Genomic DNA, 21991 nt, shown 5'->3' on the forward strand with positions numbered 1-21991 from the left:
ATTTTTCTTAAAAGAGTTTTTACAGTGTTAAATCCATGATATTCATAATTAAACATCCATAAGAATAAATTAACCAGATCGAATAGCACTTATTTTCCGAAACAAAATTATTACCTTTGCGGGTTGAAATTGAGATGGAGGGTTTTGGCTAAAATCCACTGAAAATGATTTGATTACCCTATACTTAAAAGTACCGGAATTAAATGACAGAATTAATTAAAGACATTGAAATATTAGATAAAAGCAGTCAGGAGGCATGTGAAGTGGTAAATATATCTAAAGATAAAGCTGAAGCAGGGCAAAGGAAACTTTACATTGAAAGCTATGGCTGCCAGATGAATTTTTCTGATAGTGAGATCGTAGCTTCCATCATGGAAAAACAGGGTTTTGGTACTACTTCAAAGTTTGAAGATGCTGACCTTATTTTCCTGAATACCTGTTCTATCCGGGAAAAAGCAGAGCAAACCGTACGTACCCGATTATCTCAATTTAATAAGGTAAAGAAAGACAAACCAGGCATTACCATCGGGGTTTTGGGATGTATGGCGGAGCGGCTGAAAGCCAAACTTTTAGAAGAAGAAAAAATTGTGGACCTTGTAGTTGGCCCGGATGCCTATAGAGATTTACCCAATCTGGTAGCCGATGTGGATGATGGTCAAAAAGGGGTAAATGTATTTTTATCCAAAGAAGAAACATATGCAGAAATCACTCCGGTAAGGTTAAATTCCAATGGCGTTACGGCTTTCATCTCTATCATGAGAGGATGTGACAATATGTGTTCTTTCTGTGTGGTTCCTTTCACCAGAGGAAGGGAAAGAAGTCGGGATCCTTATTCTATTGTAAATGAGGCAAAAGATTTATTTGCCAAAGGTTATAGAGAAGTGACGCTTTTAGGACAAAATGTGGATTCCTATAAATGGTCTGCAATTGATGAATTAAAAAGCAAAGCTCAGATTGAAAAGAAAGAAAAGGAAGGTGTAGAAGTTCAGTCTGTAAACTTCGCTAATTTGCTGGAAATGGTGGCTGAAATCGATCCGGATTTAAGGGTGAGGTTTTCCACTTCCCATCCTAAGGACATTACCGATGAGGTTTTGTATACCATGGCCAAATATGAGAATATTTGCAAATACATTCACCTTCCTGCCCAAAGTGGAAATAGCAGAGTATTAGAATTGATGAACAGGACTTATTCCAGAGAATGGTATATGGAAAGAGTGGACGCCATCAGAAATATTCTGGGTGAAGAATGTGGGATTTCCTCTGATATGATAACTGGTTTTTGCACAGAAACCGAAGAGGAACACCAGGATACTTTGAGCCTGATGGATTATGTAAAATACGATTTCAGTTACATGTTTTTCTATTCTGAAAGACCGGGAACACTTGCTGCTAAAAAATATAAGGATGACATTCCTCTAGACATTAAGAAAAGAAGGCTTCAGGAAGTGATCAATAAACAACAGGAACTTTCAATGGAAAGAAATAAGCTGGATGTGGGAAAAACTTTCAGGGTTCTAATAGAAGGCACTTCCAAGAGGTCTGATGATCAATTGAGAGGAAGAAATTCGGCTAATAAAGTAGTTGTTTTCCCAAAAGGCGATCAGAAGATTGGAGAATATGTAAATGTATTCATTGAGGATTGTACTGCAGCTACATTGATTGGAAAGGCGGTTTAATTTAAGTCATCAATGGGAATTTATTTCATTAATAATTAGTCCTTAAAACTTTGAAATAAATTCCCACAAGCCTTCTTCTCTGTTTAATCCCAGTTTTTTCCTCAACCGATATCGGGAAGTGTTCACACTTTCCACAGAAATCCCCAATAGTTTTGCCATTTCCTTGCCCGAAAAATTCAATTTTACCAGGGCACAAATTTTCAGGTCGTAGGGACTAAGTTTAGGAAATTCCTTTTTCAGATTTTCATAAAACTGATTATTCACTGCTATAAATCTGGCTTCGAACTCTTCCCAATACTGGTTAGAATTATGATCAATTTTTCGAATAATTTTTTCAATATCCCTGTTATCTTTTCCCTCTGCAGCCTTCTTCTGAGCTTTTAATTCTGTTTTTATATTAGCCAGCATTTCTTCTTTTTCAATTAACTGGATGGTAAATGCTGTTAATTCTTTATTTTTAATTTCCAGAATTTCCCTAGACTGCTTTTGCTCCAGCATCCTGTTATTTTCCAAAATTTTCTTTTCAGCCCGGTGTTTCACAATTAAAAACCTGACAATTAAAATACCTACTATCAGGATAAACACCATACCAATCACAAATATCAGCGATTTCAAAAACCAGACACTTTGTTCGTGTTCCAGTGAAGCCAGCCTCTTTTCCTTTGCCAATTGTTCTATTTTACTTTTTTCAATCCTATAGTTATCCTGAATCTCCAGTAAATGACGATTGTTGGGACTTCTGCTACTGTATAAAATATAATTGATTTCATTGGCCTGCTTCAGAGATTCAAAAGCAGATTCAAATTTTTCAGTTTTGGCATATAGCCGGGATAATTTGATATAAACATCAGGAACAAAATTCAGATGCTTCATAAAATGCTTTCCAGCATGAAGGCTCATCAAATAATAATATTCCGATTGCTCAAAGTTTCGGGTATCATAATAAATATCACCCAAAAAAGAATAAATGACTACCAGATACTGACTTTTATAGCTTTCAAAAATTTGAAGTTGCTGAAGAATTTGGGGAATACTTGCTTCTATTTCCCCAAAATGATATTGTAGGAAAGCCCCCTCCAAATCATAAAATGCTTTATTAAGGGCAGGAATACTATCCCATGATCGAACATTATAACAACTGTCCAGATAATTTCTGGCTGTTTTAAATTCCTTTTCATATCGATAATGGATCGCCAGGGAGAAATAACTTCTGGCTAATAAAAGATCACTTCCCAAATTTTCCATCACCAGGTTTCTACGCAGTTCCAAAGCCTTCAGGTAATAATCCAATGCCTCCTCCCTTCTTTCATAAAGACTATACAAAATCCCTATACCATTATAAGCCGCTGCTTTGGTTTCTAAATTGTTCATTTCATCGGAGAGCAATAAGGCTTTCCAATAGGCTTCATAGGATTTATCATAATTCGCCCGATTGCTATAAAATCCCGCAAGGTTATTCAGTATCCTAATCGCCTGAAGGGAATCTCCATTTTCCAAATACTGCTTATAAGCTCTTTCCAGATTTTCAGGAATAGAATCCTGTTCAGCATTGAAGTCATTTTCCAGATCGAATAATTGAAGATTGGAAACCTGAGGTAATTGGATAGGATGATTTTGATTTCCCCACAAATCCATCGGGTAAAGAAAATTAAAAGCAATACTTATGAATAAACACCTGAGGGTTAAAGCCACCATAAATAATTTCTGTAGGTTTCAGAAATATAAAATTGAGGAATCTAATTTATTGTCGATAGAAAATCACAGAGAAATTCAGACCTGTCTATTACGTGTCTATGTAAAATCCTTAATTCTGAGCCGCAGAGCGGGTAAATTTGGAATAATGATGATCAAAGCTGTACACCATTCCATTTCAATGTTGTACAGTTCTCTTAACTATAATAGCTTTCAATTTAATCTTTATTATGCATTCCAAAACAACTACCGGATTCCTTTGTCTGCTTATTTTTCTGACAATACAATTCACAGCCTGCTCACCAGATTTACCAGATGATGTAGCTGAAGCTTATGCTGAATTACCCCAAACGCTGGATTTCAACATCCATGTAAAACCAATTTTATCTGACAAATGCTTTGCCTGCCATGGTCCGGATAAAGCCAATCAGAAAGCAGGCTTACAATTGGATGAAGGGAAATTTGCTTTTGCAGAATTACCCGAAAATCCAGGGAAATATGCCATTAACCCGGGAAATCTCAAAAAGTCTGAAGTATTTCACAGAATAACTTCCGAAGATCCGGAAATATTGATGCCAACTACCGAATCTAACCTGATCCTGACCGCTAAAGAAAAAGCTACTCTAATTAAATGGATAGAAGATGGGGCGGAATACAAACCCCACTGGGCATTTATTAAACCAGAAAACAGGAAAGTTCCAAAAGTTAACAACCGGGAATGGATAAAAAATCCTATAGACAACTTCATATTAAAAAAACTGGAGGAGAAAAATCTTCAGCCAAATAAAGAAGCAGACAAAGCACTTTTATTAAGGAGATTATCTTTTGACCTGACTGGCCTTCCTCCTACTCCAGAAGAGTTGGAGCAATTCATCAATGATAAATCTGAAAATGCTTATGAGAAACAAGTTGACAGGCTACTCAATACAGTCCATTATGGGGAAAAAATGGCAATTGACTGGCTGGATGTGGCCAGGTATTCAGATACTCACGGATATTTGGTAGATCGCTATAGGGACATGAGCCCCTGGCGGGACTGGGTAATCCAGTCATTTAATGAAAATATGCCTTATGATCAGTTTATTACCTGGCAACTGGCTGGCGATTTGTTGCCCAATCCTACTCGTGAGCAAATCCTTGCCACCGGGTTCAACAGGTTGCATCCCCAAAACCTGGAAGATGGCATCATAGATGAAGAATTTCGGGTGGAAAATGTCGCTGACCGGACAGCAGTTCTGGGTCAGGGACTCATGGCTCTGACACTAAGTTGTGCCCGATGCCACGATCATAAATATGATCCGATTTCACAAAAGAACTATTATGAGTTTTTCAGTTTCTTCAATAATATCAATGAATCCGGGCAAATTCCCTGGGATTGGGCCACTCCAGTTCCCACCCTAATGATTCCGGATGAAGAACAGGAAAAAATCCTGGCTTTTCTGGAACATGAGGAACAAGAAAAGCTCGCTCAAACTAAACGATCACTGGATCAGGAACAACAGGCTTTTGAAAAATGGACAGAAAATGAAGCTTACCAAAACCTGTCTTTTCCCAAAAACCCTAAAAACCTGGTCGCCCGCTTTAATCTTGAAAATACCCAATTAGTCAATCAAATCAATCCCGCGCAAAAAGGAAAAATGGGCAGGCAGGCTTCTAATAATGAGTTTCCCGAATTTACAAAGGGCTTAAATGGCAACGGACTTTTATTAAATGGGGATGCCTGGCTCGATCTGGATGAAGTTGGAATCTTCCAGAGACATCAGCCATTTACCATCAACCTGAATATTTATTTACCCGAAAGCATTAAAGAAGGGGTAATTTTCCATAAAGGCTATGGCACTTATCTGCATAGTTTCAGAGGCTATCATGTGACCATTAAAAACAATAGGCTGGAAATTCTCATGGCACACACCTGGCCGGATAATGCCATTATTGAACATACACTGGATGAGATTCCAAAAGACAAGTGGATTAATCTGGCTTTAACCTATGATGGTTCCAGCAAAGCCAGCGGTCTGAAAATTTTCCTTGATGGCGAAGAACTCCAAACAGAAGTACAAACAGACAACCTGTATAAAGACATCATCTTCCATGATTTCGAAGATTATATTTATAGTGAACCCATTGAACCCGGATTACAAATTGGAGCAAGATGGAGGGGAAAGGGCTTAAAAAATGCCATTGTGGATGATTTGCTGGTTTTCAACAGGGAAGTTACCCAATTGGAATTGATGCAAATTAGTAATCCAGAAAAGGTTAAATCCATTTTACAAAAACCTAAGGCACAACTGAACCAGGGAGAAAAAGCTCTGCTAAACGAATATTTCCTCAATCATTTTTCCAAATCCTACATCAATTCCCTGAAAGCTCTTGAAAAAGCCAGGGCTGTTCTGGTAGATTCTATGGAAAATGTACAGGAAATCATGGTAATGAAGGAAATGGAAAACAAACGGAAATCCTTTGTTTTGAATCGTGGGCAATATGATGTATATGGAGAAGAAGTTTTTCCAGCTACTCCGGAAAGCATTATGCCCATGAAAGATGATATGCCCAAAAACAGACTGGGGCTTGCCCAATGGCTAATTCATCCCGATCATCCGCTGACAGCCAGGGTGGCTGTAAACCGGTATTGGCAAAATTATTTTGGCAAAGGCCTTGTAAAAACCACTGGAGATTTTGGCAATCAGGGTGAGCTCCCAAGCCATCCCGAATTGCTGGACTGGCTCGCACTTGAATTTATACATTCAGGGTGGGATGTAAAAGCCCTGCAAAAATTGATGGTCATGTCCGCTACTTACAGACAAAGTGCTGTTTGTCCCAAAGAACTCCGGGAAAAAGATCCGGAAAATATCTGGTTGGCAAGAGGTCCAAGTGCACGACTTACTTCGGAAATGATTCGTGATAATGCCTTAATAGCAAGCGAATTACTCAATCGGAAAGTTGGCGGGCAAAGCGTTTATCCTTATCAGCCAGAAGGGCTTTGGAAGATGAATAATGCCACCTACCAACAAGATACCGGAGATAAACTTTACAGAAGAAGCCTGTATACTATATGGAAACGGACCGTGCCTAACCCAACTTTATCCACTTTTGATGCCCCTGACAGAAATGAATGCACGGTAAGAAGGCAAAAGACCAATACCCCTTTGCAGGCACTGGTTTTACTGAATGATCCCACTTATATAGAAGCCGCTAAGGTAATTGGGGAACAAATGACGGCAAATGGAAATGATAAAAATTCCATTGAAAATACATTTGAAAAACTGACTGGAAGAAAACCAAAAGAGGAAGAAGTGGGGATTCTAATGGAATTAAGGGATAAAGAATATCAAAACTTTAAGGAAAACCCTGAGAAAACCTTAGGCTGGTTGGAAGCAGGGGAATATCGGGTAAATGAAAAACTTGATTCCAACTGGATTGCTGCTAATGCAATTGTAGCAAGTGTAATTTTAAATGCAGATGCGTCAATCACAAAAAGGTAAATTGTTATAAGGAACCTTTTCACTGGCTAAGCTATAAGCAAAGCGAATACTTAAACCTCTGAATATAAGAAATATAGTAAACTTTCCAGATTCGCTTTTTGCAGTCTAAAAAGGCTAAAGTTGCAAGTTTTAGCCAGTCATAGATTTATAAAAAAAATTAAAAAATATAAAAAACCATGTGTAACCATCACCACAAAAGACCACCTCAAACCAGAGAACTATTTGAAGAGAGTAAAAAGCTGGACAGAAGACAATTTCTGACCAAAACGTCCCTTGGCATAGGCGCCATGGCACTGTCAGGTTTACTTGGAACGGAAAAGGTATTTGCCAGTACCAATCCTGAACCTTTAATAGATACAGGAAAAGGGCTTCCCGGATTTCCCAACTTTGTACCCAAAGCCAAAAGAATTATTTACCTTTTTCAAAGTGGAGGTCCTTCTCAGTTCGAAACGTTTGATTACAAACCCAAACTGGGAGAAATGCAGGGACAGGATTTACCCGATTCTGTCCGGCAGGGACAAAGACTTACGGGAATGAGCACCAATCAGGCTTCACTTCCCATAGCTTCTTCCATGTATAAATTCAATCAATATGGAAAATCCAGGGCCTGGGTAAGTGACCTAATGCCCTATACGGCTGAGGTTGTGGATGAGCTTTGCTTCATTAAATCCATGCATACGGAGCAAATCAATCATGATCCGGCTATCACCTTTTTTCAGACAGGCCATCAACTGCCAGGCAGACCTTCTATTGGTGCATGGCTGAGTTATGGACTCGGCTCGGATAATGAAAACCTGCCAACATTCATTGTGCTGCAATCCAAAAATTCGGGTGGTCAGCCTTTATACTCCCGACTTTGGGGAAATGGATTCCTGCCTACAGAACATCAGGGTGTACAATTCAGATCAGGGAAAAATCCTGTTTTGTTTCTCAGTAATCCGGAAAACTATGATGGCCAGGACAGAAGAAGAATGCTGGACTACCTGAAAAAACTCAATGAAGTGCAGGAAAGTACTTATGGTGATCCGGAAATAAATGCCAGAATTGCCCAATACGAAATGGCTTACAGAATGCAAACTTCCGTGCCTGATGTGGTTGACCTTTCAGATGAACCTGATCATATTTTTGAAATGTATGGAGAAGACAGCCGGGATCCCGGAACTTATGCCGCCAATTGCCTTTTGACCAGAAGATTAATTGAAAAGGATGTAAAATTTGTCCAGCTATACCACCGGGGATGGGACCAACACTTATTCCTGCCCAATGGCATAAAAAAACAGTGTAAAAACACAGATCAGGCTACAGCGGCTCTAATTAAAGATTTGAAACAAAGAGGCTTGCTGGAAGATACACTCGTAGTTTGGGGAGGAGAATTTGGCCGAACTGTTTATTCTCAGGGTAAGTTAACCGCTACGAATTATGGAAGAGATCATCATCCCAGATGCTTTACGATGTGGATGGCCGGGGCCGGAGTAAAACCAGGATTTACCTATGGGGAAACCGATGATTTCAGTTATAATGTGGTAAAAGATCCTGTCCACGTGCATGATTTTCAGGCTACCCTAATGCACTTATTCGGTATAAACCATGAAAAGCTAAATTACAAATATCAGGGCAGAAGATTTAGGTTAACCGATGTCCATGGACATGTTGTAAAAGATATATTATCTTAGGGATTAGTAGTTAGTGATTTGAGGTTAGGGGTTAGAAATAATTCTAGCTTCTAAAAAGAAACAATTTTTAAAACATAAATTCACCATGAGTTCCAGAAGAAAATTTATTAAGAAAACTACCTTATTATCAGCCACGGGAATGGCTTTACCCTCCTTTGGGTTTAATATTATTAAAAATGTAAAAAACGATCAACCTGTAATAGTGGGTCATGGGGATTACCAATACAAAGTGATACGAGACTGGGCAAAAATGTCCAGTGTGGAACATCCTATTTTAAATTGCCATGAAATGGTAATGGATTCTAAAGGCCGGCTGATTATGATTGGGGATCACCCCAAAAACAACATCATGATTTTTGACAAATCGGGAAAATTACTGGATACCTGGGGCACTGCTTATCCGGGCGGTCATGGGCTTACTTTATCCAAAGAAGGAGAAGAAGATTTCCTATTTCTTTCCGATTCCGGATGGTTTCTGGATAAAAATGGGCAATGGATTCATCACAATGGGAGAGTTACTAAAACCACATTAGATGGTAAGGTAATTTTTGACATTGGACATCCTCAAACCATTGGGGTTTACAAACCAGGGAACCAATTCTGCCCTACCGAAATAGCCATTGGACCCAATGGAGATATTTATGTGGCCGATGGTTATGGCAGTGATTTTATCATTCAATATAATATGCATGGAGAATATATCAGGCATTGGGGAGGACATGATAATGAGGACAAAAATTATAATCTGGCCAATGCCCACGGGGTAGCCATCGATTACAGAGATAAAGAAAATCCTTTAGTAGTTTGTACTTCCAGAAATGAAAATGCTTTTAAATTTTTCACCCTTGACGGGAAATATGTAAAAACCCTGCATTTGCCAAATATGTTTGTGTGCAGGGCTGTTTTTGACGAGCAGAATTTATATGCCGGGGTATGCTGGTCCACTCCAAAAGGGGGAACTTTTAGCTGGAAAGAACATACCGGATTTGTAACAATTTTGGAAAATGACAAGGTAGTTTCCAATCCGGGAGGCACTACCCCGGAATATAAAGAAGGGAAATTACAACCCACATATCAGGCAGAAGACAAACCTTTCCATCATGGCCATGATGTTTGTATTGATGAGGATAAGAATCTTTATATTTGTCAGTGGAATGCAAATAATACCGCTCCAATAAAGCTGGAACGTGTATAAAACAGGAAGCCATCAGGTGCAGAATTGCAGAAAATTATCATAAAGCAATTCTGCATCTAACATGGTTCCCTTTAAGGAATAGGCAAATTCAGGGTGCCATTGTACGCCCAACACTTTTCCCGCTGCTGTGCCTTTCCACATAATGGCTTCTACCATGCCATCTTCGGTAGATTTAGCCAGAATTTCCAGCTCATTTCCCAAATCCTTAATTCCCTGATGATGGATTGAATTGATAACACGTTTGGTATGTTCCCCATAAAGATTTTCTAAAAAATCGTTTCCAGTAAAGACTATTTCATGGGTGATGCTGTCATATTTTTCCGCATCTCTGTGCACAATGCTGGTTTGGGTTTGTGTGGCAATATCCTGATATAGTTTTCCTCCAAAATATACATTGAGTAACTGCATTCCCCGGCAAATGGCAAATACCGGTTTATCATTTTTTATGGCAAAATCCATGATTTTCAGTTCATAATCATCACGGTGTTTATTGCCTTTCCATCTACCAATTGGAGTTTCTCCATATGATTCCGGAGCAATATCATCCCCTCCCTGAAAAACGAACCCATCGAATTCACCCAGGAATTCCCGTAGTGCTGCATCGGGCAATTCAGGAATTAAAACGGGAATTACTCCCTTTCGGGTGAGATAACGAGCCATGTCATTTTCAATGTAAGTCAGTGTTTTAGGGCCGAAAACGGCTCTGTTGATATCCTGATAAATGAAACATGGAGAAACACCAATTTTGATCATATTGAAAAAATTCAGGTGAAGGCGCAAGCTTGAAGCTTGCGCCATAAAAACCTTAATATTTATATTTTACTTCGATTTTATACAAAAGGTACCAGCCGACTTATCGTGAATTCCCTGCTTAAATTTGTCGAATATAAGGCTACCAACCAAAATTAAAAAAACAAAATTATAACCCCTATTTATGGCATCAAAAGGCAAACCTTCTGTAATCATCCCCAATTCCACAAAATCAGTGGTGGTACCAAATTCAGGAGAGGTAAACAGAAAGAAATCCAAAATCAAAGCCAGGGTATAATTTATCATCCAGGGAAAATACCTGATCAAAGCCTGATTGAGGGTAATTGGTTCAAAATTCATATTAACCACTTTTATGCCTACCGCACTTTTCCCTATTGTAGCCCCTTTTTTCCATTCAAAATAAGGCTTATAAATTGCCCCGGCAATCGTAAGAACCAGCATTAAGCTCATTGATTTAATACTCAGCATATTAAATATACTCAATCCTACAACAGGTAACAAAACCAAAAAGTCGATTAAAGAGGCGCCAACCCTAATCCAGAATCCGGCATATTCTACATTTTCTAAATCTTCAGGGCTGGCTGTAAATTCAGCATCTAATATTGACTCATTCATCATTTATTTGTTCATTATAATTAAAAGATCATCATTAAAACGAACAAGTCTTTTTCACTTACATGAATTTAGAAAATAAAACCAACTAAATTAAGATTGCCCAACCCTAAGCAAGAGCTTCAGCCTGCACATTTTGCTTATTTCCAATGCCAATAGGAATAAGAGCCGTGCCATACATAATAAGACTATAAACTGCTGCGGCAATAGCCAAATCAGACCGGCCCAGTGAAACCACTGCAACATGAATGGCTAACGTTCCATTTTGGTTTCCGGATTCTATACAAATCGTTAGAGCCTGCCTAAAGCTCAAACCAAATATTTTTGCCGTAATAAATCCTACCAGCATAGTGGCTATATTTAAGCTCAGGGCAATGATTAAGGCACTTTCAAAATAGGCAGGGAGATTATCCTTTTCTTTAATGGTAATCCCAATGATAACCAAAACGAGCACAATTGCACTGGCAATTCGCACTGGTTTTTCCATTTTGAGGGCAAAATTATTGGAGTATTTTTTCACTGCCATTCCTATAGCCAAAGGAATCGCAATTACTACCACAAGAGATCCGGCAATTTTTCCGATTGGAGCATCCACTATTGTACCTTCCCCTCCCATAAATTCTGTTAAACCGAAGCTCACAATTAAAGGGATGGTGACAATGGTAATCAGGCTGTTTACTGCTGTAAGGGTAACTGAAAGTGCGGTATCCCCTTTGGCCAGGAGTGTCAATAAATTGGAGGTTGGTCCACCCGGACAAGCGGAAAGAATCATTATCCCAACTGCGATATTGGGGCTGACCTCTAGCAAATTTAAAAGCACATAAGCGATAATTGGTAATAAAATGATTTGATTTAAAAATCCGGCAAAAACAGCCAGCGGGAATTTCAGCACTCTCTTAAAATCATTAATAGTAAGAGAAAGTCCCATCCCGGTCATGATAATAAAAAGGGCAATGACAAGAATTGCCGTAGATAAGCTATCCATAAGGTAAAAGTTTGAGGTGTCAGAAACCTTAAATATAGCAAGAGATTTCTTAAGCACCCGTGCTCCACACCGGGTACTCCATACCGGGTACTCCATACCGGGTACTCCATACCGGGTACTCCATACCGGGTACTCCATACCGGGTACTCCATACCGGGTACTATTATTTCAGAGAAATTGTAATCTCTCTATCAGTCTTTTATGGCAAAATAATACACGATTAATTTTGAATTACTACTTATAAAGGTATGAAGTAAACAAAAATGGGTTGGATACATGAACACCCAACCCCCTATATTTTTCAGGTTACACTTTTTCGAAAATGCTACTTAATCATAATCTATTTTAAACCCAGATAAAGCATTTAGGTCCGTGTCACCTTCTATAATTTTTATTTGCATTAATTATTCTACCTCCACTATTCTGATAGCCATGCCACCACTGGGTTTAAGGTCCATTTTTATTTTATCTCCTGTTTTCACTTTTTTCTCTTCAATTTTGACATGGGTCCTGGTTTTAATTTTTTCTCCTCCATCTTCATACAAGAAAGCCTTATATTTTTTGCCTTCCTCCAGAAAATCAAGAGGAATTTCCAAACTCCTCCCATCATTATTGGTAATGACACCTACAAACCAGTCCTTTCCACTTTTCCTGGCCATAGCGATATATTGACCAATTTCCCCATCAATTACTTGAGTTTCATCCCAAACAGTTGGGACATGGTCGAAGAACTCAATCTCAGGTTCTCCCTGATAATCAGCAGGTTTATCATACCAGTAAATCCATTGTAGCGGACTGTAATAGATTACAGATATAGCCAGCTGATGAGCAGGCGTAGTTTGAATATGCCTTTTCGGATGTCCAAATTCTTCCCTGTAATAATAACAAACCGTATAATCTCCTGCACCGGCAATGTATCGGGTAAAAGGTAAAATCGTGTTGTGTGTGGCATCCGGCATTTCCTCATTCCCCCGAATTCCTTCCTGCGTCATCAGGTTAGGGTAGGTTCGACTAAATCCAGTAGGTCGGTAAACATCATGAATATCCACCATTAGTTCATGATCAGCTGCTTTTTTTACCGCTTCATGCAACCATGTGGTCCATCGATGTGAGCCGGCATGCACGAAACCATATTTTATTCCATCAATTCCCCAGCTCTTATAGAGGGGTAAAATTTCATCAAGCTGCCTTTCCAAAGCCCTGTGATTCACATAAACCAATACACCTATTCCTTTTGATTTGGCATATTTGATAGCCTTATGCAAATCCAGATCCCGTCTTGGGTTTCTTAAAGAATCAACTGTAATGGTAGTGGCATCTTCAGCCACATAATATTCATGGCCATACCAACCCGCATCAAAATGAATGTATTGTAAATTTCTTTCCACAGCAAAGTCGACACAGGCTTTCGCTCCGGCATCAGATAAAGTAACTTCCCTGATCACCTTTCCCGGTCTAATCCAAGAAGTATTTTCAATTTTTGAGGGAGGATTCAGATTGAGAATAATATCATTGTTTTCAATTAAATCACCTGGATTTTCGGCCACCATTACTACCCGCCATGGTGTGGTAAATGGAGGGCCTTCAGTTACTCCTCCAAACAAATTCACCTTTAAGGTATGGGATTTTCCTTCTGCCAGCACCAATCGCATTCGGGAATAATTTACCATTTCTGCTTCAGCCACACAAGCGTATAATCCATTAGGCAATACAAGTGTAAGCGGTCTTTCACTTTCGTTCTCCCAATCACTTAATGGTAATAATTCGTATTCGCCCTGAGCTCTGTTGGAGAAATACCCTTTGGTTCCGGGTTCAAAAGCAAATGAAGTCAACTCGTTTTCAATATCAATAATATGAGCACTCTTATTTTCCGGATAGTGATACTTAAAGGCTATACCTTCATTATAAGCCCTCACAAAAACGATGAGTTCTCTTCTGGTCTGGCCTTTCATCCCCAACCGAATAGTCATTTCATTATAGTGATCCCTGACAGTGCTTCTTTCCCCATAAACGGGTTGCCAGGTGGTATCCTTACTCGATTCCTCTGAATCTATAAACTCCATGTTTTCAGACCAGGCTGGGGTATTCCAGCCATTTCTGGTCTTGTGTAAAATACCTAACTGGGAAGGTTTTACCACTTCTTTTCCATCATACTGAATGGAATAAAACATTGCCTGCTGCAATCCCTCACTGTTTTTGATCTCAAAAGTAAATTCAAGTTTCTGATCAGGAGACTGTAAAACAAGGGGAGTATTTTGGGCAAAAAGTGTATGTGTAATTGAGAAATAAAGGATAATAGAGATGAAGTATTTCATTAGTAATCAATCATTAGTAGTCAATTATTTTTTAGGAAAACTAATGAAATACTAAAGGATTATCAATTTTCAGATAGTATTTTAAAGGAAAACGATTGCCATCAATTTTGATTTCATGACTAAAAAACCAACAAAAAAGGGAAGGCCTAAATAGGTATTCCCTTTCCTGAAAAATTTCTAAACTTACAAAAGCCTTACAATTGCTTCTTCCACTCTTCGATATTATTTCTGTTAAGCCTTACATAATCCATATTTCCAGCAGCTTCAGCAGCTTCCATGCTTTTCTCTGCAGTTTGGATAGCAGCTTTGTATTCTTTTTTACCTGCCAGAATACTCGATTTCAATCTGTACACCCAGTAAGGTTTAGGATCCAGTTCCAATGATTGATTTACCCACTCTAAAGCCTGGTCCAAATCCCGGTCGGTTTGTAAATAATATGCTGCAGCCTGATAATATGAACCCGCATTCAATGCATCAGGATTTTTCATAGTGGCTTCAATTTGGGCCATCACCTTGCTGTCTACCTCCATTTCTATTTTTAGAGGAACAGACACATTTTCCCATTTAAGAGACATTATAGTACTGTTATCAGTGAAATCACTGAAATCAATGGTAAAAGTTTCCACTGATTCCGCTAAAGTTTCTGCTTTTGCACTCAATCGTAGAACATCTTTCTTTTTATCGTATACAGTCCCCCACCCCTCAAAACTATTAAGAATAATGGTCCATTCTTCTTCTCCGGGAATTGTATAAATTGAATATTTACCTGCTTTCACATTTTCGCCAGCAAAAGTAACATCATCTTTAAAGGTAATGGCTGTGGCTCCATTTGCCCCTGTCCTCCAAACAGCACCATACTGAACCAGGTCACCAAAAATTTCCCTTCCCTTTTTCCCGGGGCGATGATACTCCAATGTAATTTCGGAAAGTCCAAAAGCCTGGGTAATTGTAGTTTTTGGGCTTGCTGCAGGAGCCTGGATTTGGCTAAAACCTACCGATACAAATAAAGCCATCACATTAATCAGGCAAAAAGAAATAAACTGTTTCATTAAAGTTTCAGTGTTTAGTTAAAAAATTTGACAAAAAAATCATGGTCAAATATCCGATGGAATGAGATGGCATCAAAAAAAAATGAAACAAATAATGGTAAAAGCAACTTCTTATATTTAGCTTAGAGATTATAGACCGATTAAAATTATTAATTTAATACTCATATTTTTTAACCTTAAAATTTAACCAAATGGCTTCTATTACATTAAAAGGAAATCCAATAAATACCATAGGAGATTTGCCCGCAACTGGCACATCAGCTGCAGATTTTACTTTAACCAAAACTGACCTTAGTCCTGCTTCCCTAAAAGATTTTGAAGGAAAAAAGGTGGTGCTAAATATTTTCCCAAGTGTAGACACAGGCATTTGTGCTGCTTCAGTCAGGAGCTTCAATGAAAAACTTAATTCCCTTGACAACACTGTTGTACTCTGTATTTCAAAAGATTTACCATTCGCGCACAACAGATTTTGTGAGGCTGAAGGATTAAAAAATGTAATTCCATTATCTGATTTTAAATCAAGTGAATTTGGTGATGCCTATCAGGTCACAATTAAGGATGGTCCCCTGGCAGGATTGTTATCCAGGGCAATTGTGGTAATTGACGAAAATGGCAAAATTGTTTATACTGAGCAGGTTCCCGAAATTGTACAGGAGCCAGATTATGACAAAGCCGTAAGCGCATTGAGCTAAATTTCGCAAATAATCATTCAAAGGTTGCTACTCAAATGGCAACCTTTTTTTGTTTTTAGGCAATTTATTTTTAGAAATGGAGAACTTTTTAGCTAAAACCTGGTGTTAATTAAACACTATTCTTTTGACCCTGCATAACAATAATCAACCTATTTTTTATTGGCAACACACCTCAAACAAACAATTTTTTATTTCATAAAAACCAAAATTATCCTTATTTTATTTTTAATAAAATTCAATTGAAATAAATTAAATTGATAATAAAAAATAAACCAACCAATCAGTTTTTTGTACTTTATAAACTCACTTAATTTTAATATTTTTTTCAATTGTTTACATAATTTAAACCTTAAACCATAAGGTATCTGAAATTATATTTGGAGTATTAACATTTTATTAATACTTTTACAGATTAACTTTCCAAAAATTACTTCTATGTCGATGAATAGCACTATTAATTTTGAAGGCCTTTCCCTTATGCAAAAGGGAACAATCGTATTCGGAAAAGGACAATTAATCGGGTCTGAAACAAAAGGTAATTGTAAGGTTTCATTATTTGATTTAGATGGGCAGTTTTATGAAGTTGTTTATAATAATGACACTCAAAAAGTAATTAAAATTGAACCAATGAATGACTTTAAAAGAGCCCAGATTTTAATGAAAAATGGTATTTCCGAATAACCCAATCATTAATTTTTGAAAAATATTAATAGAAAAGTAACTTGAAAAAGTTACTTTTTTTATTTATGAGGTGTTCCTTTTTTCCTTCGCTGTATTATGAACAATAAAGCAACCTTAAGTACAAGTGCTTTTTAAATATTGAGTTACCACATCTCATTATCAATAAATTATGGTAACTGAAATACTTGTTATTTTGCCCAACCACTTACTAAAATGAAAACCACCTTTTTTGTTTTTATCTTTTTTCAATTTCTTATCAATCCTGGGAGCGACTTTAAAACTGACCAGATGAGGTACCCAAGGGTAAGGGAAGCTTATCGTGATTGTGCAAAAACTATTGAGCAAAACCTGAGTGACAAGGGCTTTACGATCTCCAATTTCCAGATTTTTATAAGGGCCTTTAAAAGAGAAGGTATTCTGGAAGTATGGGGAAAAAGGAAAGAAGATCAAAAATTTCAATTTATTAAAGACTATAAAATCTGTAAAGCATCGGGAGAAGCCGGCCCCAAAAGAAAATCAGGTGATTATCAGGTACCCGAGGGATTTTATTATATTGATCGGTTTAACCCAAACAGCACTTTTCACCTTTCTCTGGGAATAAATTACCCTAATCAATCTGATAAAATACTTGGAAACCAGGAGAACCCCGGTGGTGACATATTCATTCATGGCAACTGTGTAACTATTGGTTGTCTTCCCATTACCGATGCGAAAATAAAAGAGCTATATGTAATGGCAGTGGAAGCCAGAAACAATGGGCAACAAAAAATTCCTGTACACATTTTCCCCACTATCCTGAATGAACCAGGAATGGAATGGTTGGATGACCAGAATTCTTTTTTCAATTCAAAAATGAACTTCTGGAATAATCTCCAACCTGCTTTCAAGCATTTTGAAAAAAATAAAACACTTCCAAAAATTAAGGTAAAAAACAATGGGGAATATTTCCTGGATTAGCCCACACCCCTACTGAATTGGAATATTTCGTGGGCAACAGCTATTTAAAACGTATTAATTATTAAATTTGAGCGATTTCACGTAGATGACTATTGTTGATAATTATCCCTTTTTGCCTGAATTTTAAGGATTCTTGCAGTAAAATTTTAATGTGGCTCATACCTGATAAATTGAGGCAAAACATTTAACAATAGTCCTGCGACTACATACAAACTTATTTTGAAAAATCATTAATAATGAAAAAACAAAGACGAATTTTTTTACAAAATTTAGGTAAATCAACTGCTGCCCTTACCCTTGCCGGGGGAGCTTCTTCCCTTCTCTGGGGATGTGGACAAAAACAAGGTGGAGCACAGGAGAACGCTCCTTCAGCTGAGGAACAAGAGGAAAGCAACCTGGCTAAAGCATTGTTTTTCGATATTTCCTTAGCAGAATGGTCGCTACATAAAACACTGTTTGCCAATAAAATGACTAACATGGAATTCCCGGCCAAGGCTAAAAATGAATTTGGTATTTCGGCTGTGGAATATGTGAATCAGTTCTTCAAGGATAAGGCTAAAGACATGGAATACCTAAAAGAACTGAAGCAAAGAACTATTGACCTGGATGTAAATAATGTGCTGATCATGATTGATGGTGAAGGTAATCTGGGAAGTACAGATGCCACAGAAAGAAACACTGCAGTAGAAAACCATTACAAATGGGTAGAAGCCGCAAAATTTCTGGGCTGTCATTCTATTAGGGTAAATGCAGCCGGTAAAGGTACTGCTGAAGAAGTTGGTGGTGCGGCTGTTGAGGCGCTTGGCAAACTTTCCACATTTGCCAAAGACCTGGATATAGGGGTAATTGTAGAAAATCATGGAGGATATTCTTCGGATGGTTCGTGGCTGGCCAACGTGATGAAGCAGGTTAATCTACCAAACTGCGGAACACTTCCCGATTTTGGTAACTTCTGTATTGAAAGAGGAGATAACGGTTGTGCCAATGAATATGACAGATATAAGGGAGTGGATGAATTAATGCCATTTGCCAAGGGTGTAAGTGCCAAAGCGATGGGTTTTGACGATCAGGGAAATTGTACCGAAACCGACTATTCCAAAATCATGAAAATTGTGAAAGATCATGGATACAAAGGGTATGTGGGAATCGAATATTCAGGTCAGGTTCCTGAAGATGAAGGAATTATGCTTACTAAAAAATTACTGCAAAAAGTTGGTGCTGAGTTAAGCTAAGCTTTTGTTGAAGATAAAAGTAGGAGTTTAGAAGCCAGAATTGAATCCGGCTTCTAAACTCCTACTTTCAGAAAATTATCGGTATTTAAACAAAGTCCAAAGTATTTTATAACCGGCCAAAATGGTTCCTTTTATTGTTCCAGAGACTTTGGAAACGCCAATTCTCTTTTTATAATTGACCTTTACCTCACAAAAACGCAGTTTGTGTTTAGCAGCCTTCACCTGCATTTCCACTGTCCAGCCATAGGTTTGATCCTTCATATCTATTTCCAGCAATTTATCGAAGCGAATGGCACGGAATGGGCCCAAATCGGTAAAGTCGGCATTATAATATAATTTTAGCAATTTGGTGGCTAGCCAGTTTCCAAAAATCTGCTGAGGTGTCATGGATCCACTTTCCCGTTTTCCCAATGCCCTCGAACCAATTACCATATGGTAATCTTCCTCCACGATTGGCCTGACCACATCGGGCATTTCCTGTGGGAAATCGGAATAATCTCCATCTATAAATACAATGATCGAGTTTTCTTTTTCAGCTAAAACTGACTCGGCATACTCAATTCCTTTCAGGCAGGCAAAACCGTAGCCCTGTCTGTTTTCATTCAGCACAGTAGCTCCAGCCTTTGAAGCTTCTTCTGCGGTCTGGTCTGTGGAGGCATTATTCACCACTACAATTTCCGTAACAAAATCTTTAGGAATATCATTTATCACTTTCCCAATTGACTTTTCCTCATTGAAGGCGGGAATAATTACCAATACTTTATATTCCAATTTGCTTAGTGTTTAATAATGCTATTGTCTTCTTTTAATTGGTCCTAATTTATAAGGATTTAAGGTAAGCCGGTTATTTAAATCCAGGTTTTAAACAGGAATTTAATTTCAACCGTTCATTTCTGCTAAAATTAGGGAATTACCAGAGTTCCAATCCTGGTTTTTTAAGCACCAGTGCCCCACACCGGGTACTTTTATTTCCGAGAAAAAGTACTCTTTCTATCAGTTTTTTATGGCAAAATAATACACAATTAATTTTGAATTACTATAAATATGGAGCAAATCCCACTTAATATCCATCAGTACAATTCATATTAGAGCCCGATCATATTTTTTCCAGAATCTATTAAAAACCTTCTTTTTTTATAAAAAAACCACCTATTTACTTACAGCCTCCTCCCACCCGTTATTTTCCAGTTGTTCCTCTTAACGGTTAACAGACGTTCAATTAAAAACATTAAAAAAACACAAAAAACACAATATTATATTCTGTTTTTGCTTTTCTACAATTTATTTAATAAATTTTAATATTCTTAAGAGATGTAAATGAGAAAGGCCAAATCATTCTTTTTCTGTAAAAAATTGGCGAATATTACATCAGGATTTCGAAGCAATCCACAATCCAGGATTCCTAACTACTACTTCAACCACTATAAAATTTTCTTAGAACTGAAATTATTAACTGGCAATGAAAAATTTATTCTTAACAACACTTCTCTTACTCTCCTTCTCATTTTTATCTGCAGAAAATAGAATTATTACCGGAATTGTAGGTACCACAGAATTGTCACCCACTATCCCTGGGGGAAAACATTTGGAACAATTTATGGCAATTCCAGGGGTAATGGTAAAAGTAAAAGGCTCCCCCCTCGGTGCAACTACCAATATTGAAGGAAAATTTGCCTTAACCGTAGCAGACAAAGAAGTTACTTTGATTTTCAGTCATTATGGATTTTTGGAAAAAGAATTTAAAGTAGGCACTGAAAACAATATTAATATTACCCTGGAATCCGACCAGGAGGTAAAAGACAAAACTGAACCTTCTTATAAGGTTGGGGGCAAATTAAGAACTGATTTACCCAAAGAAGCACTTACTGCTGCTGCCTGGAGTGATTTGGATAACTGGGATTTGTGGATGGAACTTTTGATTGATTACAATTGGGATTACATGGAAAACTCGCTTGGGTTTAACCTGGAAAACCGAATCACGACATTCATTGTAACGCCCGGGCAATTGCCAGTTAACAATGTGGAAGTGAAATTATATTCAAAGAAAGATGAAGTGCTATGGAGTGGTATTTCGGATATGGAAGGGAAAGTAGAACTTTGGCCTGACATCTACGATCTTGCTCCCTCAGATAAATTTACTGTAACTGTAAAAGCAGAAGGTTCAGATCTAAAAACCTTTAAAGCCATCCGATCGGGTGGAATTTATTACCTGGAATATAATGTTCCGGTTATAACTCCACAAAACCTTGATATACAATCCATTGGCATCACCAATAACACAGAGGAATTTAGAAATATTGATAAAACTATTTCAGAAATTGCTCAACATTTATCACTAAACAACAGAAATATTGAGGCCAACATGCATACTACTTATTTCACTAAGAGTGCTCAGGGGCAGTATATCAATCAGAATGAAAAAGCCAGAGGAATGGCAGAAGATTTGGCAACCACTTCATTCGAAGATTTATTATCCAAAAAAATCAACTCTGCTGATTGGTCAGAAAAAGCCTGTTCGAAAGTACTTTTTTTAAGTTTAGAAGAGATGCCTCACAGAAATAATTTAAATCTTCCATACCTGCAAAAATCAATAAGAGAAGCTTCAGAAAAAGGGATAAAAATTGTACCTGTAGTAACCAAAAGTATAGACAAGGAATCAGAGTTTCTACTGAGATTTATGAGCATGGCTACCGGAGGAACCTATATTTTCTTAACTGATCACCTTGGTAATACTAATTATATTAAACCGACCATTGGAAAATATGAAGACAATAAACTGGAAGTAGTATTGAAAAAATTACTGGAGAAATATGTATCTCCCGTAGGACAACTTTAAGCACCTTTTCTTCCTTTTAAGATATTTTTAATTGCCTTAATTTTTTAGTAAAAGCTGTATAAATCAATGATTTGTACAGCTTTTTGTTTTTTACCTGCAATTCCAATGTACCTTAAAAACTACTTTTCTCAGCAGGGACTTCG

Annotated in this window: 16 protein-coding genes; 9 read left to right on the forward strand and 7 right to left on the reverse strand. The window is 37.7% G+C overall.

Annotated features, from left to right (window positions below; genetic code table 11):
* The first annotated feature begins 203 nt into the window (after positions 1 to 203).
* Positions 204 to 1676 (forward strand): tRNA (N6-isopentenyl adenosine(37)-C2)-methylthiotransferase MiaB, encoded by a 1473-nt coding sequence (miaB, locus tag A3EM_RS0101005; protein WP_020526290.1) that lies wholly within the window; start codon positions 204 to 206, stop codon positions 1674 to 1676.
* A gap of 42 nt (positions 1677 to 1718) precedes the next feature.
* Here miaB and A3EM_RS41140 read toward each other — a convergent pair whose 3' ends face one another.
* A complete protein-coding gene (locus A3EM_RS41140) occupies positions 1719 to 3371 on the reverse strand; it encodes a tetratricopeptide repeat protein (RefSeq protein ID WP_020526291.1) in 1653 nt (550 codons plus the stop codon).
* A gap of 227 nt (positions 3372 to 3598) precedes the next feature.
* Here A3EM_RS41140 and A3EM_RS0101015 point away from each other — a divergent pair, with 227 nt between their 5' ends.
* From A3EM_RS0101015 to A3EM_RS0101025, 3 genes are all read left to right on the forward strand, one after another.
* Positions 3599 to 6850: a DUF1553 domain-containing protein gene (locus A3EM_RS0101015; protein WP_020526292.1), complete on the forward strand. Its 3252-nt coding sequence runs from the start codon at positions 3599 to 3601 to the stop codon at positions 6848 to 6850.
* A 176-nt stretch (positions 6851 to 7026) separates the two neighbouring features.
* Complete coding sequence (locus A3EM_RS0101020) at positions 7027 to 8523, forward strand: DUF1501 domain-containing protein (RefSeq protein WP_020526293.1); 1497 nt, start codon at positions 7027 to 7029, stop codon at positions 8521 to 8523.
* A gap of 85 nt (positions 8524 to 8608) precedes the next feature.
* Positions 8609 to 9718 (forward strand): NHL repeat-containing protein, encoded by a 1110-nt coding sequence (locus A3EM_RS0101025; protein WP_020526294.1) that lies wholly within the window; start codon positions 8609 to 8611, stop codon positions 9716 to 9718.
* Between the two features lie 12 nt (positions 9719 to 9730).
* Here A3EM_RS0101025 and A3EM_RS0101030 read toward each other — a convergent pair whose 3' ends face one another.
* The 5 genes from A3EM_RS0101030 to A3EM_RS0101050 all read right to left on the reverse strand — a co-directional run bounded on the left by A3EM_RS0101030 (position 9731) and on the right by A3EM_RS0101050 (position 15450).
* A complete protein-coding gene (locus tag A3EM_RS0101030) occupies positions 9731 to 10471 on the reverse strand; it encodes a gamma-glutamyl-gamma-aminobutyrate hydrolase family protein (RefSeq protein WP_020526295.1) in 741 nt (246 codons plus the stop codon).
* 66 nt (positions 10472 to 10537) lie between these two features.
* Entirely contained in the window at positions 10538 to 11107 is a 570-nt protein-coding gene (locus tag A3EM_RS45360; protein ID WP_083925149.1) for an RDD family protein, read from the reverse strand.
* A 103-nt stretch (positions 11108 to 11210) separates the two neighbouring features.
* A complete protein-coding gene (locus A3EM_RS0101040) occupies positions 11211 to 12224 on the reverse strand; it encodes a bile acid:sodium symporter family protein (RefSeq protein WP_020526297.1) in 1014 nt (337 codons plus the stop codon).
* A 266-nt stretch (positions 12225 to 12490) separates the two neighbouring features.
* Entirely contained in the window at positions 12491 to 14401 is a 1911-nt protein-coding gene (locus A3EM_RS0101045; protein WP_020526298.1) for a glycoside hydrolase family 97 protein, read from the reverse strand.
* A gap of 194 nt (positions 14402 to 14595) precedes the next feature.
* Positions 14596 to 15450, reverse strand: a complete 855-nt coding sequence (locus tag A3EM_RS0101050; RefSeq protein ID WP_020526299.1) for a DUF2911 domain-containing protein — start codon at positions 15448 to 15450, stop codon at positions 14596 to 14598.
* Between the two features lie 191 nt (positions 15451 to 15641).
* Between A3EM_RS0101050 and tpx the strand changes: the two genes are divergently transcribed.
* The 4 genes from tpx to A3EM_RS0101070 all read left to right on the forward strand — a co-directional run bounded on the left by tpx (position 15642) and on the right by A3EM_RS0101070 (position 19012).
* Positions 15642 to 16142 carry a thiol peroxidase gene (gene tpx, locus A3EM_RS0101055; RefSeq protein WP_020526300.1) on the forward strand — a complete coding sequence of 167 codons (501 nt, stop codon included), beginning with the start codon at positions 15642 to 15644 and terminating at the stop codon, positions 16140 to 16142.
* A 435-nt stretch (positions 16143 to 16577) separates the two neighbouring features.
* Positions 16578 to 16823, forward strand: coding sequence for a hypothetical protein (locus A3EM_RS0101060; RefSeq protein WP_157637696.1), 246 nt, complete (start codon positions 16578 to 16580; stop codon positions 16821 to 16823).
* A gap of 213 nt (positions 16824 to 17036) precedes the next feature.
* The gene (locus A3EM_RS0101065; RefSeq protein ID WP_020526302.1) at positions 17037 to 17780 is read left to right on the forward strand and encodes a L,D-transpeptidase family protein; all 744 of its coding nucleotides are present in this window, start codon (positions 17037 to 17039) and stop codon (positions 17778 to 17780) included.
* A 236-nt stretch (positions 17781 to 18016) separates the two neighbouring features.
* The gene (locus A3EM_RS0101070) at positions 18017 to 19012 is read left to right on the forward strand and encodes a sugar phosphate isomerase/epimerase family protein (protein ID WP_020526303.1); all 996 of its coding nucleotides are present in this window, start codon (positions 18017 to 18019) and stop codon (positions 19010 to 19012) included.
* Positions 19013 to 19087: 75 nt separating this feature from the next.
* Here the strand turns inward: A3EM_RS0101070 and A3EM_RS0101075 are convergent, their stop codons facing one another.
* Positions 19088 to 19783 carry a glycosyltransferase family 2 protein gene (locus A3EM_RS0101075; protein WP_020526304.1) on the reverse strand — a complete coding sequence of 232 codons (696 nt, stop codon included), beginning with the start codon at positions 19781 to 19783 and terminating at the stop codon, positions 19088 to 19090.
* Between the two features lie 688 nt (positions 19784 to 20471).
* Between A3EM_RS0101075 and A3EM_RS0101080 the strand changes: the two genes are divergently transcribed.
* A complete protein-coding gene (locus A3EM_RS0101080; protein ID WP_020526305.1) occupies positions 20472 to 21848 on the forward strand; it encodes a carboxypeptidase-like regulatory domain-containing protein in 1377 nt (458 codons plus the stop codon).
* Positions 21849 to 21991 lie beyond the last annotated feature (143 nt).

Origin of the sequence: Flexithrix dorotheae DSM 6795, assembly GCF_000379765.1 — a bacterium.
GTDB classification, from domain to species: Bacteria; Bacteroidota; Bacteroidia; order Cytophagales; family Flammeovirgaceae; genus Flexithrix; species Flexithrix dorotheae.

Bases quoted from the DNA above. Each gene is read 5' to 3' on its own strand.
- miaB (WP_020526290.1), top strand. From the start codon at position 204: ATGACAGAATTAATTAAAGACATTGAAATATTAGATAAAAGCAGTCAG.
- A3EM_RS41140 (WP_020526291.1), bottom strand. From the start codon at position 3,371: ATGGTGGCTTTAACCCTCAGGTGTTTATTCATAAGTATTGCTTTTAAT.
- A3EM_RS0101015 (WP_020526292.1), top strand. From the start codon at position 3,599: ATGCATTCCAAAACAACTACCGGATTCCTTTGTCTGCTTATTTTTCTG.
- A3EM_RS0101020 (WP_020526293.1), top strand. From the start codon at position 7,027: ATGTGTAACCATCACCACAAAAGACCACCTCAAACCAGAGAACTATTT.
- A3EM_RS0101025 (WP_020526294.1), top strand. From the start codon at position 8,609: ATGAGTTCCAGAAGAAAATTTATTAAGAAAACTACCTTATTATCAGCC.
- A3EM_RS0101030 (WP_020526295.1), bottom strand. From the start codon at position 10,471: ATGATCAAAATTGGTGTTTCTCCATGTTTCATTTATCAGGATATCAAC.
- A3EM_RS45360 (WP_083925149.1), bottom strand. From the start codon at position 11,107: ATGATGAATGAGTCAATATTAGATGCTGAATTTACAGCCAGCCCTGAA.
- A3EM_RS0101040 (WP_020526297.1), bottom strand. From the start codon at position 12,224: ATGGAGTACCCGGTATGGAGTACCCGGTATGGAGTACCCGGTATGGAG.
- A3EM_RS0101045 (WP_020526298.1), bottom strand. From the start codon at position 14,401: ATGAAATACTTCATCTCTATTATCCTTTATTTCTCAATTACACATACA.
- A3EM_RS0101050 (WP_020526299.1), bottom strand. From the start codon at position 15,450: ATGAAACAGTTTATTTCTTTTTGCCTGATTAATGTGATGGCTTTATTT.
- tpx (WP_020526300.1), top strand. From the start codon at position 15,642: ATGGCTTCTATTACATTAAAAGGAAATCCAATAAATACCATAGGAGAT.
- A3EM_RS0101060 (WP_157637696.1), top strand. From the start codon at position 16,578: ATGTCGATGAATAGCACTATTAATTTTGAAGGCCTTTCCCTTATGCAA.
- A3EM_RS0101065 (WP_020526302.1), top strand. From the start codon at position 17,037: ATGAAAACCACCTTTTTTGTTTTTATCTTTTTTCAATTTCTTATCAAT.
- A3EM_RS0101070 (WP_020526303.1), top strand. From the start codon at position 18,017: ATGAAAAAACAAAGACGAATTTTTTTACAAAATTTAGGTAAATCAACT.
- A3EM_RS0101080 (WP_020526305.1), top strand. From the start codon at position 20,472: ATGAAAAATTTATTCTTAACAACACTTCTCTTACTCTCCTTCTCATTT.